Origin of the sequence: Paraburkholderia strydomiana, from assembly GCF_031456815.1 — a bacterium.
Taxonomy (GTDB): Bacteria; Pseudomonadota; Gammaproteobacteria; order Burkholderiales; family Burkholderiaceae; genus Paraburkholderia; species Paraburkholderia caledonica.
The window spans coordinates 11,782-26,108 of record NZ_JAVDVL010000004.1 but is presented as its reverse complement, the minus strand read 5'-3'; the positions used below and the strand labels follow the sequence as shown (position 1 = coordinate 26,108).

13 protein-coding genes are annotated in these 14,327 nt (G+C 63.3%); 6 read left to right on the top strand and 7 right to left on the bottom strand.

Annotated elements, in window-relative coordinates:
- Positions 1 to 28 precede the first annotated feature (28 nt).
- From glcE to proC, 4 genes are all read left to right on the top strand, one after another.
- Positions 29 to 1,117, top strand: a complete 1,089-nt coding sequence (gene glcE / locus J2W46_RS12700) for a glycolate oxidase subunit GlcE (protein WP_020069692.1) — start codon at positions 29 to 31, stop codon at positions 1,115 to 1,117.
- A 7-nt stretch (positions 1,118 to 1,124) separates the two neighbouring features.
- A complete protein-coding gene (glcF, locus tag J2W46_RS12695) occupies positions 1,125 to 2,351 on the top strand; it encodes a glycolate oxidase subunit GlcF (RefSeq protein WP_020069691.1) in 1,227 nt (408 codons plus the stop codon).
- Positions 2,352 to 2,388: 37 nt separating this feature from the next.
- A complete protein-coding gene (locus J2W46_RS12690; RefSeq protein WP_310354180.1) occupies positions 2,389 to 3,087 on the top strand; it encodes a YggS family pyridoxal phosphate-dependent enzyme in 699 nt (232 codons plus the stop codon).
- Between the two features lie 96 nt (positions 3,088 to 3,183).
- Positions 3,184 to 3,999, top strand: a complete 816-nt coding sequence (gene proC, locus J2W46_RS12685) for a pyrroline-5-carboxylate reductase (protein WP_088173114.1) — start codon at positions 3,184 to 3,186, stop codon at positions 3,997 to 3,999.
- 144 nt (positions 4,000 to 4,143) lie between these two features.
- On the opposite strand, the gene ubiA is transcribed toward proC, so the two are convergent.
- The 7 genes from ubiA to recG form a co-directional block, all read right to left on the bottom strand.
- Positions 4,144 to 5,007 carry a 4-hydroxybenzoate octaprenyltransferase gene (gene ubiA / locus J2W46_RS12680; RefSeq protein ID WP_310354178.1) on the bottom strand — a complete coding sequence of 288 codons (864 nt, stop codon included), beginning with the start codon at positions 5,005 to 5,007 and terminating at the stop codon, positions 4,144 to 4,146.
- A gap of 297 nt (positions 5,008 to 5,304) precedes the next feature.
- A complete protein-coding gene (locus J2W46_RS12675; protein ID WP_006047907.1) occupies positions 5,305 to 5,793 on the bottom strand; it encodes a Dps family protein in 489 nt (162 codons plus the stop codon).
- A 274-nt stretch (positions 5,794 to 6,067) separates the two neighbouring features.
- Positions 6,068 to 6,229 carry a hypothetical protein gene (locus J2W46_RS12670; protein ID WP_204520256.1) on the bottom strand — a complete coding sequence of 54 codons (162 nt, stop codon included), beginning with the start codon at positions 6,227 to 6,229 and terminating at the stop codon, positions 6,068 to 6,070.
- 77 nt (positions 6,230 to 6,306) lie between these two features.
- Complete coding sequence (locus J2W46_RS12665; RefSeq protein WP_204520255.1) at positions 6,307 to 7,761, bottom strand: catalase; 1,455 nt, start codon at positions 7,759 to 7,761, stop codon at positions 6,307 to 6,309.
- An 81-nt stretch (positions 7,762 to 7,842) separates the two neighbouring features.
- Positions 7,843 to 7,980, bottom strand: a complete 138-nt coding sequence (locus J2W46_RS12660) for a hypothetical protein (RefSeq protein WP_310354175.1) — start codon at positions 7,978 to 7,980, stop codon at positions 7,843 to 7,845.
- A gap of 205 nt (positions 7,981 to 8,185) precedes the next feature.
- A complete protein-coding gene (locus J2W46_RS12655) occupies positions 8,186 to 9,145 on the bottom strand; it encodes a LysR substrate-binding domain-containing protein (protein WP_020069683.1) in 960 nt (319 codons plus the stop codon).
- Positions 9,146 to 9,292: 147 nt separating this feature from the next.
- Positions 9,293 to 11,683, bottom strand: coding sequence for an ATP-dependent DNA helicase RecG (recG, locus tag J2W46_RS12650; protein WP_310354173.1), 2,391 nt, complete (start codon positions 11,681 to 11,683; stop codon positions 9,293 to 9,295).
- A gap of 167 nt (positions 11,684 to 11,850) precedes the next feature.
- Between recG and queA the strand changes: the two genes are divergently transcribed.
- Both queA and tgt read left to right on the top strand, forming a co-directional pair.
- Positions 11,851 to 12,918, top strand: coding sequence for a tRNA preQ1(34) S-adenosylmethionine ribosyltransferase-isomerase QueA (gene queA, locus J2W46_RS12645; RefSeq protein WP_310354171.1), 1,068 nt, complete (start codon positions 11,851 to 11,853; stop codon positions 12,916 to 12,918).
- Between the two features lie 103 nt (positions 12,919 to 13,021).
- Positions 13,022 to 14,212 (top strand): tRNA guanosine(34) transglycosylase Tgt, encoded by a 1,191-nt coding sequence (gene tgt / locus J2W46_RS12640; protein WP_020069680.1) that lies wholly within the window; start codon positions 13,022 to 13,024, stop codon positions 14,210 to 14,212.
- Positions 14,213 to 14,327: the final 115 nt, after the last annotated feature.

The window sequence follows — 14,327 nt, the reverse complement described above, 5'->3', positions numbered from 1 at the left end:
CGATCGAAACATAACGAAGCAGGGCATCATGGAAGAGGACGACATCGTCGCCATGTGGTCGGAACGCGTGCGTTCCGCCAGCGCCGCAGGCCGCGCGTTGCGCGTTCGCGGCGGCGGTACGAAAGACTGGTACGGTCAGACGCTGGAAGGCGAGATCCTCGACACGCGCGCTTATCGCGGCATCATCGCTTACGACCCGGCGGAGCTGGTCATCACCGCGCGCGCCGGCACGCCGCTGCTCGAAATAGAAGCCGCGCTCGCCGAACACCATCAGATGCTCGCTTTCGAGCCGCCGCACTTCGGACCGCAAGCCACCTTCGGCGGCTGCATCGCTGCGGGCATCGCCGGCCCGCGCCGTCCGTCGGCCGGTGCGGCGCGCGACTTCGTACTAGGTGCCGTCGTCATGAACGGCCAGGGACAAGCGCTGCATTTCGGCGGCCAGGTGGTGAAAAACGTCGCCGGCTATGACGTCTCACGCTTGATGGCGGGCTCGCTCGGCACGCTGGGGCTCATCCTTGAACTCTCGGTGAAGGTGCTGCCGCAGCCCCAAGCCGAAGCCACGCTCAAATTCGACGTGAACGGCACCGACGCTGTCCGTAAGCTCAACGAATGGGGCGGCCGCCCATTGCCGATCACCGCGAGCGCGTGGCGTCACGGCACGCTTGCCGTGCGTCTCGCGGGCGCGGAGAGCGCGGTCAAGTCGGCGCGTGCGTCGCTGGGCGGTGAGGTTGTCGATGCGGTCGAGGCAGAACGCTTCTGGGCAGGCCTGCGCGAGCAGACCGACACGTTCTTCGCCGCAATTCCGCCGAAAGCCGCGCTGTGGCGGCTCGCGCTGCCGTCCATCACCGAGCCGCTTCAATTGCCCGGTGCTCAATTGATGGAATGGGGCGGCGCGCAGCGCTGGTGGATCACGGACACCGACGCGCAAACCGTGCGCATCAGCGCGAAGCAAGCCGGGGGTCACGCGACCATCTTCCGCACCGGTCACGGCTATGACCGCGGTGCCGGGGTGTTCACACCGCTGCCCGCGCCGCTGATGAAAATCCATCGCGGTCTGAAAACCGCTTTCGACCCGGCCCGCATCTTCAATCGCGGCCGTCTCTACCCCGACTTCTGAGCGCGCGATGCAAACCAATCTCGCGGACTTCATTCGCAACACGCCCGACGGCGACGAAGCCGACGCTATCCTGCGCAATTGCGTTCACTGCGGCTTCTGCACGGCCACGTGCCCGACTTATCAACTGCTCGGCGACGAACTCGACGGCCCGCGCGGCCGCATCTATCTGATCAAGCAGATGGTGGAAGGCGCCGAAGTCACGCGTAGCACGCAGGTTCACCTCGACCGCTGCCTTACTTGCCGCAATTGCGAATCGACCTGCCCGTCCGGCGTGCAGTACGGCAAGCTGGTAGAGATTGGCCGCAAGATCACCGAGAAGAAGGTGACGCGTCCGCTCGGCCAGCGTCTCACGCGCCGCTTCCTTGCGAGCTTCGTGCCGAACAGCGCGCTATTCACGCCGGCCATGCGTCTCGGCCAGCATTTCCGGGCGCTGCTGCCGCGAAAATTGCGCGACAAGGTGCCCGCGCGGCAGCGTCCGCTCGAGTGGCCGACCGCAAGACACACGCGCAAGATGCTGATGCTCGCGGGCTGCGTGCAACCTTCGATGATGCCGAACGTCAACGTCGCCACCGCGCGCGTGCTCGATGCGCTCGGTGTGGAAACGCTCGTCGCGCCCGACGCCGGCTGCTGCGGTGCCGTGCGCCTGCACCTTGGCTATAACGACGAAGCGCTCGTGGACATGCGCGCCAACATCGACGCATGGTGGCCGTATGTCGAACAGGGCGTCGAGGCGATCGTGATGAATGCATCGGGCTGCGGCGCGACCGTCAAGGAATACGCGCATCTGTTGCGCCATGACCCGGCGTATGCGGAGAAAGCGCGCCGCATCGTCGAATTGACACGCGACATTGCCGAGATCCTGCCGGACTTCGAGGAACAACTCGCGTCGATCACGCGCCGCCGCGCGATCCACACGGTCGCGTTTCATCCGCCCTGCACGTTGCAGCACGGACAGCAGGTGCGCGGCACAGTGGAACATCTGCTGACGCGACTCGGCGTGGAAGTGCGCCTGCCCGCCGACAACCACCTTTGCTGCGGTTCCGCCGGCACTTACTCGCTCACGCAGCCGAGGCTCTCGTATGCGTTGCGCGATCAGAAGCTCGAGCGGCTGCACGCGCAGGAGCCGCAAATGATCGTGTCCGCGAATGTGGGCTGTATTTCTCACCTGCAGAGCGGCACGTCCACACCGGTCGCGCACTGGATCGAACTGGTGGAGCACATGCTGTCCGTATAATCGGGGCATCGACTTCCGTCCGTTCCCCGTTCGCTCCATGCCAGATCTGATTCATAACCTCGAAGCGGTTAAGCAACGCATCGCAATGGCCGCACACGTGGCCGGGCGCGACGCGCGTTCCATCGCGCTGCTCGCGGTCTCGAAAACTTTCCCCGCCGAAGACGTGCGCGCGGCGCACGCCGCCGGTCAACGCGCATTCGGTGAAAACTACGTGCAGGAAGCCCTCACGAAGATCGAAGCGCTCGCCGATTTGCGCCGCTCGCTCGAATGGCATTTCATCGGGCCGTTGCAGTCGAACAAGACCCGTCCGGTGGCCGAGCAGTTCGACTGGGTGCATTCGGTCGATCGCCTGAAGATCGCGCAGCGGCTTTCCGAACAGCGGCCCGATAACCTACCGGCGCTGAATGTCTGCCTGCAGGTCAACATTAGCGGCGAGACCTCAAAAAGCGGCGTGAGCGTCGAGGAAGCCGCCGAAGTCGCCCGGGAAATCGCCACGCTGCCCAAGCTGAAATTGCGCGGCCTGATGGCAATTCCCGAACCGGTGGGCAGCATCGACGAACAGCGCGTGCCGCATCGCCGGTTGCGCGAGCTGTTCGAGCGTTTGCGCGAAGAAGGTCTCGCGCTCGATACGCTTTCGATCGGCATGTCGGGCGACCTCGAGGCCGCGGTACTCGAAGGCGCGACCATCGTGCGCGTGGGCACTGCCATTTTCGGTGCGCGCGACTACTCGAACTAGCGGCTGCAAACGTGGCTGCAAGCGCAGTTTCAACTGCGGCTGCAAGCTCATTTGTAGGCGCGGATTCATACGCTCAATCAAACCTTCCGGACCATCATGAAAATTGCTTTTATCGGCGGCGGCAACATGGCTGCGGCGTTGATCGGCGGCCTTATCAAGCGTGGCGTCGCGCCCGCCGATCTCTATGCGATCGATCCTAACGAAGACGCGCGCAAGCGTAACGAAGAACAGTTCGGTATCAATACCGGCGCCGCCGCCGACGCGGCGCTCGCTGCGTATGACGCCGTCGTGCTCGCGGTGAAGCCGCAAATTCTGAAGAGCGTTGCCGAATCGCTCGCGCCGCATCTCAAGGCGTCGCAACTGGCAATCAGCATTGTCGCCGGCATTCGCATGGACGACATGTCGCGCTGGCTGAACGGCCATACGCGGATCGTGCGCGTCATGCCGAATACGCCGGCGTTGATCGGCATGGGCGTCGCCGGATTGGCCGCAACGGCGAGTGTCGACGAAGCGGGCCGCGCGCTTGCATCGCAGGTGCTAGGCGCCGTGGGCGAAACGGTATGGTTCGACGACGAAGCGAAAATCGACGCCGTCACCGCCATTTCGGGAAGCGGCCCGGCCTACGTCTTCTATTTCATCGAAGCGCTGCAGGAAGCCGCGCGTCAGCTCGGGATGAATGAAGCGCAAGGCCGCGCGCTCGCCGTGGCGACCTTCACGGGAGCCGCGCAACTGGCGGCCAATTCGGACGAGCCGCCGAGCCTGTTGCGCGAACGCGTGACGTCGAAGGGCGGCACGACTGCGGCGGCGCTTGCCTCGTTTGACGCAAGCGGCGTGAAGGAAGCAATCGTTCGCGGGGCGCTCGCCGCCGATGCGCGCGCGAAAGAAATGGGCGACGAGTTCGGTAAGCAATAAGCGCGGCTATCGCGGGTTCGCTGATTACTGTCTATCGCTTACTGCCTGCTGCAAAGGGATAAGCCGTGCGACGCGGAGTCGGGTCAACCCGCTCCGCATCCAGCGAAAAACGACATGCGGCCAATGGACAGACCGCACCAAAACTCAGAACGAGGCCACCGCATAATGCGCGGCAATGCCCACGAACAACGCGCCGCCCAGCCAGTTGTTGTGCCGGAACGCCGCGAAGCACGCCATCCGGTCACGGTTGCGAATGAGCGTGTAGTGATAGACCGCGCAGCCCGCGGCAGCAAGCCAGCCTAACCAGTACAGAACGCCGAAACCCAGCATCACGCCGATGCCGACGTAGATGCCAAGCGTCACCGCATAGCAGAGCATGATCGCGGCCACGTCGAAGCGGCCAAAAGTGAGCGCCGAAGTGCGGATGCCGATCCTGATGTCGTCGTCGCGATCGACCATTGCATATTCGGTGTCGTAAGCGACCGACCAGAACACGTTCGCCAGCAGCATGACCCAGGCGAGCATCGGCACATGGTTCTGCACGGCCGCGAACGCCATCGGAATGCCGAATCCGAATGCGATACCCAGGTACGCCTGCGGAATCGCGAAGAAACGCTTGGTGAACGGATACGAGCCGGCAACGAACAGCGCGGCCACCGACAACTCTTTCGTCAACGCATTGAGCGGCAGAATCAGCAGAAAAGCCAGCAGGGACAAACCGGCGGCGAGCGCGACCGCTTCCCATGCTTTGACCTTGCCTGAGGTGATCGGACGATTTTCGGTGCGCTTGACGTAGCGGTCGAAATCGCGATCGGCGTAGTCGTTGATCGCACATCCCGCCGAGCGCATCAGCACGGTACCGACCGTGAAGATGACGAGAAGCGGCCACGACGGACGACCGTCGGACGCGATCCACAGCGCGTTGAGCGTCGGCCACAACAGCAGCAGACTGCCGATAGGCTTGTCCATACGCACAAGGCGCAGATAGAGCGGAAGTCGGGCAAACATGGCGGACTCTGTAAAAGCGGGCGGAATGCGGAAACAGTGCCGACATTTTACGGGATGCAGCCGGCGTCGAGCGTCATACGGCCTGCGGGTTGAACGCTCATGCCGCGGCAGCGGTTGCGAAAGCGGCGTCGGAAAAAAACAAAGCCTCCCGCGAGGGAGGCTTTGATATGTCCGGCTGTATCTGAGCGCGTCTGGACGTTTTCGCCCGTGCCCCCGGCCGATTCCGGTTCCTGGAACCGGAATCAGATCGTGCTCCGGCCGGCGACGGACCGGCAAACGAACGGCCGCAGCGCGAAATCAGGCCAGCATCGAGCGCAACATCCACGCGGTCTTTTCGTGCGTCTGCATGCGCTGCGTCAGCAGGTCGGCGGTCGGCTCGTCGTTCGCGGCTTCCGTCGACGGGAAAATTGCGCGCGCGGTACGCACCACGGCTTCCTGACCTTCCACCAGCTGGCGGATCATTTCCTCTGCAGCCGGCACGCCGTCCGCTTCGGGAATCGACGACAGCTTCGCGAAATCCTTGTAGCTGCCCGGCGCATGCACGCCAAGCGCGCGAATCCGTTCAGCGATCGAATCGACGGCGAGTGCCAGTTCGTTGTATTGCGTTTCGAACATCAGATGCAGCGTGTTGAACATCGGACCCGTCACGTTCCAGTGGAAGTTGTGGGTCTTCAGGTACAGCGTATAGGTGTCAGCGAGCAAACGCGACAGACCTTCCGCAATCTTCTTGCGGTCCTTGTCGCTGATTCCGATATTGACGTGTTGTACAGCTTCTTTTTTGGCCATGATGACTCCTTTGAAGAGTGATACGAACCGGTGGCAAAGTAACGGCGTGCTATGGACTGACTGACGACGAAGCCATTAAAACGGGCGCTCGACAGTTTATCGTAGAAAAGTGCCTGACTCGTGTGACGCGTGGTCACTACGCGCGCGCACTAGCGGGCGCGCGGTGTTGCGCAGCTGGCAACGGTGGCTTGCCCTGCCCGCCCTACTCGCCCTTCACACACTGCTACGCGCCCACTCGCGCCCGCGGTTGCATGTCGCTGCCTGCCATCGCCCTCTACCCGCCCACTGCATGCTGCAGCACCTGCGTCGCGATAACCGCGAGCCCACTCGTCACGATCGCGAAACCCACGGCTCTGCGCAATCCCAGCGCGTAGTGCTGCTGCGCGCGATGAGCGGTTCGTGATTTGCCCGCAGTGGCTTTCATCATCTCGATCATCAGCGTGCTCCTCGGTTAGCGCCGTTCACTCCGTTCACCTATCGCGGGACGCTTACGCGTCCCGCTCGTGCCGCCTGTTACTTCTTGCCGCCTTCCGCGAGTTCTGCCATCGCGGCGATCACGCCTTCGGCATAAGCGGGATCGATGCGGCGGAAATGTTCAACCGCGCGCGCAACGATGTCTTGCGGTACGCCGTTGATGTGACGCGCGATGTTGCCGAACAACCGCTCGCGTTGCGCCGCGTCAAAGAGCGCAAACAGCATGCCCGGCTGCGTGTAGTAGTCGTCGTCCGCGCGATGGTCGTAGCGATCGACCGCACCTGCTGCGAGCGCGGGCTCCAATGCGTTGGTGTCCTGCGCGAAGTCGCCGAAGCGGTTCGGCTCGTAGTTCACGTTGCCGCCGAGGTTGCCGTCCGTACGCATTGCACCGTCGCGATGGAACGAATGCGGGTTCGGCACGCGCGACGCATTCACCGGAATCTGGTGGTGATTGATGCCCAGACGATAGCGTTGCGTGTCGCCGTACGAGAAGAGACGCCCCTGCAACAGCCGGTCCGGCGAGAAGCCAATGCCTGGCACCACGTTGGCCGGCGTGAACGCTGCCTGCTCCACATCCGAGAAATAGTTGGCCGCGTTGCGGTTCAACTCGATCGTGCCAACGTCGATCAGCGGATAGTCTTTCTGCGACCACACCTTCGTGATGTCGAACGGGTTGAAGCGATACGTCGCAGCTTCCGCCTCCGGCATCACCTGGATCGCAAAGCGCCATTTGGGGAAGTTGCCCGCGTCGATGTTGCCCACCAGATCGCGCTGCGCACTTTCACGGTCTTGCGCGACCACTTGCGACGCTTCGCCATCGGTGAAATTTTCAATGCCTTGCTGCGATTTGAAGTGGAATTTCACCCAGAAGCGCTCGTTGTTCGCGTTGATGAACGAGTACGTGTGCGAACCGAACCCGTGCATCTGACGGTAGTTTTTCGGAATGCCGCGGTCGCTCATCAGGATCGTGACCTGATGCATCGACTCCGGATGGCGCGTCCAGAAATCCCACGCGGCGATGTTGCTGCGCAGGTTGGTGTACGGGTCACGCTTTTGCGTGTGGATGAAGTCCGGAAACTTCAGCGGATCGCGAATGAAGAACACCGGCGTGTTGTTGCCCACCACGTCCCAGTTGCCTTCTTCGGTGTAGAACTTGATCGAGAAGCCGCGCACGTCGCGTTCCGCATCGGCCGCGCCGCGTTCGCCCGCGACCGTCGAAAACCGCATGAACAACGGCGTTTCCTTGCCCACTTCGGCGAACACTTTGGCCTTCGTGTAGCGCGAAATATCGTGGGTCACCTTCAGCGTGCCGAACGCGCCCGAGCCCTTTGCATGAACGCGGCGCTCGGGAATCACTTCGCGGTCGAAGTGAGCGAGTTTTTCGATCAGCCATACGTCTTGCAGGACGACCGGGCCGCGCACGCCGGCTGTCATCGAATTCTGGTTATCGGCGACGGGCGCGCCGGCGGCATTGGTGAGCTTCTGTTCTGACATGCGGAACTCCTGTATGGTTTTTCGTTGGAAGGAATGTGGGGAGAAGCGCGGCAAAGCAATGCCGAAGGCTTATGCGAACAATCAGGCCGACAGAGCGTGGTCGACGAGGAGAGAAAGCGCGACCGTGCGCATACCGAGCAAGGCGGCGGCAAAACCTGTGTTGGCGCCGGCTGGGTCGGCGGCAAATGTCTGAGTTTGCGGCGAGTCTGATTGCGTCATGGTGTTCTCCGGGCCTTGGGAATCTTGCGATCCATGGAGAACACTATATCAATACTATTGGAAACTCGTGTTTTATAAATTTAATCTATCCAATAGGTGCACCCCGGCGCAGCCCGGCGCACCGCGGCGAAGATTGGCGCGCCGCAGCCAGGCGAAGCGGGGGCTGCGGCGAGAAGCCGTCAGCGCCCGTGCGCCTTGCCGCCGTTCAGTTCACGGCGACCGGCAAATCCAGCTTTTTGACGCCCGGCAGGTCGCAGGCGCTGATTGCGTCGCAAATCGCGTCGATGGCAGGCATCCGCGTAAAACTCTTTCGCCACGCGAGCACGACGCGGCGGTCGGGCACCGGTTCGCCGAACGGGACATAGGACAAAAGCCCCGAGTCGATGCCGCCCGCGTGCGGCTTCACCTCGTGCACGGACATGCGCGGCAACACGGTGATGCCCACGCCGCTTGCGACCATGTGGCGAATTGTTTCCAACGACGATCCTTCGAACGTCTTCTGGATGCCGTCAGCGTTCTGCGAGAAACGCATCAATTCCGGACAAACACCCAGCACGTGATCGCGGAAGCAATGGCCGCTGCCGAGCAGGAGCATGGTTTCCTGCTTGAGATCGTCGGCGTCGATCTTCTGACGGTTTTCCCACGCGTGACCCGACGGCAGCGCGACGACGAACGGCTCGTCGTAGAGCGGACGCAGCATCAGTCCGGTCTCGGGAAACGGCAGCGCCATGATTGCAACGTCGATCTCGCCCTGCTTGAGCAGTTCGATCAGCTTCAGCGTGTAGTTTTCCTGCAGCATCAACGGCATTTGCGGAACGCGCTTGATCATCTGCTTGACGAGCGTGGGCAGCAGATACGGTCCGATCGTGTAGATCACGCCGAGGCGCAGCGGTCCGACGAGCGGATCTTTGCCCTGCTTCGCGATTTCCTTGATGGCGAGCGTTTGTTCCAGCACCCGCTGAGCTTGCGTGACGATCTGCTCGCCGATCGGCGTGACGCTCACTTCACTGGTACCGCGCTCGAAAATCTGTACGTTGAGCTCGTCTTCGAGCTTCTTGATGGCCACCGACAGGGTCGGCTGGCTGACGAAACACGCTTCGGCGGCCCGGCCGAAGTGCCGTTCGCGGGCAACGGCAACGATGTACTTCAATTCGGTGAGCGTCATTGGGGGACCAATCAGTGCAGTGGATTCGATAGGTTTCAGTTATACACCCATAGGGTCGGTTCGCCAACCCGGTACGCGGGCTTTCAATATCCGCGAAACGCGCCACGGGTGCGGCACCAGGCGAAGGCCGACGGCAGGTGCGCCCGGTCATGCCTTCAGATACTGCTCGCGAGCCCCCAGCCAGCGCGCCAGATGCTGCGTGACGACATCCGGATACGTCTCCAGCAAAGCCGCAGCTGCTTCGCGCGCGGGCTCGATCAGCCATTGATCGTTCTGCAGATCGGCAAAACGAAGCATCGCCGCGCCGGATTGCCGTGCGCCGAGGAACTCGCCCGGACCACGAATTTCGAGGTCCCGGCGCGCGATTTCGAAGCCGTCCGTCGTTTCGCGCATGGTCTGCAAGCGCGCGCGCGCCGTCATCGACAACGGTCCGGTGTACAGCAGCACGCACACCGACGCCGCGCTGCCGCGTCCCACACGCCCGCGCAACTGGTGCAACTGTGCGAGGCCGAAGCGCTCGGCGTGCTCGATCACCATCAACGACGCATTAGGCACGTCGACGCCCACTTCGATCACCGTCGTCGCGACCAGCAACTGCACTTCGTTGCGGGTAAAGGCGTCCATGACAGCCGCTTTTTCAGCCGGTGCCAGCCGGCCGTGCACGAGTCCGACGTTCAGTTCAGGCAGCGCCGCGACCAGCGTTTCGTAGGTCTCGACCGCGGTCTGCAGTTGCAGCGTTTCGCTTTCCTCGATCAGCGGACAGACCCAGTAGACCTGACGCCCGGTCAGCGCGGCCTCGCGCACCCGGCCGATCACTTCTTCACGGCGCGCGTCGGACACGAGCTTGGTCAGGATCGGCGTGCGCCCAGGCGGCAATTCGTCGATGGTCGATACGTCGAGGTCCGCGTAATAGGTCATGGCGAGCGTGCGCGGAATCGGCGTGGCGGACATCATCAGTTGATGCGGTTGGAAGTCGCGCGCGCCGTCGGCGGCGTTCTTCGCTTTTGCGCGCAACGCCAGCCGCTGCGCGACGCCGAAACGGTGCTGTTCGTCGACGATCACGAGCCCGAGGCGCGCGAATTCCACGGCGTCCTGAATGATCGCGTGCGTGCCGATCACGAGCTGGGCAGTGCCGAGCGCCGCGGCTTCGATCGCGGCGCGTTTTTCCTTGGCCTTCAGACTGCCGGCGAGCCACGCGACGTTCACGCCGAGCGGCTCCAGCCAGCCGCGCAATTTGCGTGCGTGCTGTTCGGCGAGGATTTCGGTCGGCGCCATCAGCGCGGCCTGATAACCGGCGTCGATAGCCTGCGCGGCGGCCAGCGCGGCGACAATCGTCTTGCCGCTGCCGACGTCGCCTTGCAAGAGCCGCTGCATCGGATGCGGCTGCGTCAGATCGAGCGCGATCTCGCCGCCGACCCGCTCCTGCGCGCGGGTCAACGAAAACGGCAACGCCTTGAGCAGACGCGCGACCAAGGCGGATTCGTCGCCTAGCTTGCGGCGCGGCATGGGCGGCGCGGAGCGCGTGCGGCGCTCTTCGTGCGCACGCTTGAGCGACATCTGCTGCGCGAGCAATTCCTCGAATTTGATGCGCACCCATGCCGGATGCGTGCCGTCGATCAACGCGGTTTCGTCGGATTGCGCGCCGGGATGATGCAGCGTGCGCACCGCGTCCATCAGCGAGGGCACGCCGAGCGGCTGCAACCATTGCCGTGCGACGGCCTCGGGCAGCAGTTCCGGCAAAGACGTGCGCGACAGCGCGTTGTCGATCGACTTGCGCAAATACGCCTGCGTCACGCCGGCTGTGCTGGGGTAGACCGGCGTGAGCGCTTGCGGCAGCGGTGTGTCTTCGTCGACCACACGCACCGCCGGGTGCACCATCTCCATGCCGAAGAAGCCGCCGCGCACGTCGCCGCGCACGCGCAGCCGCGCGCCGATCGCCATCTGCTTGACCTGCGAACCGTAGAAGTTCAGAAAGCGCAGCACGAGTTCGTCGCCCGCGTCGTCGCGCAATTTGACGAGCAACTGCCGACGCGGTCGATAGGCGATTTCATTGTCGAACACGACGCCCTCGGTCTGCGCAATGCCGCCTGGCAGCAGGTGGCCGATCGGCGTCAACGAGGTTTCGTCTTCGTAGCGCATCGGCAGATGCAGCACCAGGTCGATGTCACGCGTGAGGCCGAGTTTGGCGAGCTTGTCGACGGGTTTGGCGGCGGGCTTGGCGGGCGATTTCGCCGATGACTTCGCCGCCGATTTCGCCGACGCGCTCGCTTTTCCGGCCGCAGCCTGCGGTGCGGGGGCGGTCATTCCGTCTGGTGTTTGCTGACGCGCTTGCTGAGATGTTCGCCGGGACGCTTCACCAGGCTCGTCACCAGATGTCTGGTCCGCTCGCTTCACAGCGCGCGCCGTCCGCCTGGGTTGCGCCGCGCCGTCGGCCTGCCCGCTTGCGTCCGCCGCCGTGCCGCCTCGCGCGACCGGGGCTGCCGGTTCGGCGCTGACTTCATCGGTAGCGGAGGGCAATCGGCGGTCGGACAAAGGCATGGGCTGCTTCGCAAGTACAATATCGGCTGTCAAAAGTATCGAAGGGCGCGTCGCTATCTGGCTGGCGCGCAAGCGCGGGCTCGCGGCACGCCGTGGCGCCCCGCAATCATAGCCGCCCGGCTCGGCCTTCGGCTCAATTCAGTCTCCATTCGCTTCCAGTCGTTCGCATGTTCAAGCTTTCCGATTTCGATTTCGATCTGCCGCCTGAGCTGATCGCGCAAGTCGCACTACCCGAGCGCAGCGCCAGTCGCCTGCTTCAGGTGGACAACGCGACCGATGCCGACGGCGCCGCGCGCCTCGTCGACCGCCGCTTCGCCGAACTGCCCGAATGCATTTCGGCCGGCGACCTGCTGGTCTTCAACGATACCAAAGTCCTGAAGGCGCGCTTCCTCGGCCAGAAGGCCAGTGGCGGAAAGATCGAAGTTCTGGTCGAACGCCTCACCGGCGAGCGCACGGCGCTCGCGCAGATCCGCGCGAGCAAGAGCCCGCAGGAGGGCACGACGATTCGTCTCGCCGATGCGTTCGACGTGACCGTCGGCGAGCGCGTCGAGCCGTTCTACACGCTGCATTTTCCCGACGACTGCCTGACGCTGATAGAGCAGTTCGGGCGTTTGCCGCTGCCGCCGTACATCGAGCACGACCCCGACTCGACGGACGAAACCCGCTATCAGACCGTTTTCGCGCAAAATCCCGGCGCGGTCGCGGCGCCCACGGCGGGCCTTCACTTCGACGACGCGCTGCTCGCGCGGCTCGACGCCGCGGGCGTTGAGCGAGCCACACTGACGCTGCACGTCGGCGCCGGCACGTTCCAGCCGGTGCGCGTCGAGAATCTGGCCGAGCACAAGATGCACAGCGAGTGGTATCACTTGCCGCAGTCTCTGGCCGACAGAATCGCGGCGACGAAGGCGCGCGGCAACCGCGTGATAGCAGTGGGCACGACGTCGATGCGCGCACTCGAAGCCGCCGCGCGCGACGCCGAAGCGGCCGGCCGCCCGCTTGCTGCGGCGAGCACCGAGACAGACATTTTCATCACGCCGGGCTACCGGTTTCGCGTCGTCGACCGGTTGGTAACGAACTTTCATTTGCCAAAGTCGACGCTGCTGATGCTGGTGTCGGCATTCGCGGGCGTCGAGACGATTCGCGCCGCGTATCGCCATGCGATCGAAGAGCGTTATCGCTTTTTCAGTTACGGCGACGCGATGCTGTTGACGCGGCGCGACGACCGAGCCGTCTGACGCGCCGTCCACGAGTTTGCAGTTTCCTCAGCCGCCGAACATCTTCGGCGGCGTTTCATTGTTTGCGCCGGACTGTTTTCCGGTTGCTCATGGAGTTACCTCAATGACCTCCGGTCACCACTCGCAACAGACAACCACCGAGCGCCCCGCCAACGGCCTCCACTTCGAACTGCTCGGCACCGACGGCCAGGCGCGCCGCGGCCGCGTCACGCTGAATCACGGCGTCGTCGAAACGCCGATCTTCATGCCCGTCGGCACTTACGGCACCGTGAAAGCCGTCCAGCCGCGCGAACTCGAGGAAATGCATGCGCAGATCATCCTCGGCAATACGTTTCACCTCTGGCTGCGCCCCGGGCTCGAAACGATCGGCGCGCACGGCGGCCTGCACGGTTTCATGGGCTGGAAGAAGCCGATCCTGACCGACTCCGGCGGCTTCCAGGTGTTTTCGCTCGGCGACCTGCGCAAGATCACTGAAGACGGCGTCACGTTCGCGTCGCCGATCAACGGCGACAAGCTGTTCCTGTCGCCGGAAGTGTCGATGCAGATCCAGAAGGTGCTGAACTCGGACATCGTCATGCAGTTCGACGAATGCACGCCCTACGCAACGAACAACGTGCCGACTTCGCACAAGGAAGCGGCCGACTCCATGCGCATGTCGATGCGCTGGGCGCAGCGCTCGATCGACGAATTCCAGCGGCTCGGCAATCCGAACGCGCTCTTCGGTATTGTTCAGGGCGGCATGTTCGAGGACCTGCGCGACGAGTCGCTCGCGGGTCTCGCAGAGAAAGACTTCCACGGCCTCGCGATCGGCGGCCTGTCGGTCGGGGAGCCGAAAGAAGACATGATGCGCGTGCTCAATCACATCGGCCCGAAGCTGCCGGCCGACAAGCCGCACTATCTGATGGGCGTCGGCACGCCCGAAGACCTGGTGGCCGGCGTGGCTGCAGGCGTCGACATGTTCGATTGCGTGATGCCTACCCGCAACGCGCGTAACGGCTGGCTCTTCACGCGCTTCGGCGATATCAAGATCCGCAACGCCACGCACAAGAATTCGCTGCGTCCGCTCGACGAGCAATGCGGTTGTTACACGTGCCGAAATTTCACTCGCGGCTACCTGCATCATCTGCATCGCGTGGGGGAAATTCTCGGCGCACAACTGAATACGATTCACAACCTGCACTACTACCTGGAACTGATGCAGGAAATGCGCGACGCCATCGACGCAAAAATGTTCGAGCCGTTCCGCAAGCGCTTTCACGAGAACCGCGCGCGCGGCATCGACGAGGCGCCTTGATCGCCTGGTTCGTCGGATTCGGCGGAAGAATCCGTCAGATGCTTGCGGAAAACCTTACAATCTACTTTCGCGGACGGCGAAAAACGGCTTTAAACGATTGATCCCAAAGCCGAAT

Coding starts and splice junctions, on each gene's coding strand:
- glcE (WP_020069692.1), top strand. CDS start 29: ATGGAAGAGGACGACATCGTCGCCATGTGGTCGGAACGCGTGCGTTCC.
- glcF (WP_020069691.1), top strand. CDS start 1,125: ATGCAAACCAATCTCGCGGACTTCATTCGCAACACGCCCGACGGCGAC.
- J2W46_RS12690 (WP_310354180.1), top strand. CDS start 2,389: ATGCCAGATCTGATTCATAACCTCGAAGCGGTTAAGCAACGCATCGCA.
- proC (WP_088173114.1), top strand. CDS start 3,184: ATGAAAATTGCTTTTATCGGCGGCGGCAACATGGCTGCGGCGTTGATC.
- ubiA (WP_310354178.1), bottom strand. CDS start 5,007: ATGTTTGCCCGACTTCCGCTCTATCTGCGCCTTGTGCGTATGGACAAG.
- J2W46_RS12675 (WP_006047907.1), bottom strand. CDS start 5,793: ATGGCCAAAAAAGAAGCTGTACAACACGTCAATATCGGAATCAGCGAC.
- J2W46_RS12670 (WP_204520256.1), bottom strand. CDS start 6,229: ATGATCGAGATGATGAAAGCCACTGCGGGCAAATCACGAACCGCTCAT.
- J2W46_RS12665 (WP_204520255.1), bottom strand. CDS start 7,761: ATGTCAGAACAGAAGCTCACCAATGCCGCCGGCGCGCCCGTCGCCGAT.
- J2W46_RS12660 (WP_310354175.1), bottom strand. CDS start 7,980: ATGACGCAATCAGACTCGCCGCAAACTCAGACATTTGCCGCCGACCCA.
- J2W46_RS12655 (WP_020069683.1), bottom strand. CDS start 9,145: ATGACGCTCACCGAATTGAAGTACATCGTTGCCGTTGCCCGCGAACGG.
- recG (WP_310354173.1), bottom strand. CDS start 11,683: ATGCCTTTGTCCGACCGCCGATTGCCCTCCGCTACCGATGAAGTCAGC.
- queA (WP_310354171.1), top strand. CDS start 11,851: ATGTTCAAGCTTTCCGATTTCGATTTCGATCTGCCGCCTGAGCTGATC.
- tgt (WP_020069680.1), top strand. CDS start 13,022: ATGACCTCCGGTCACCACTCGCAACAGACAACCACCGAGCGCCCCGCC.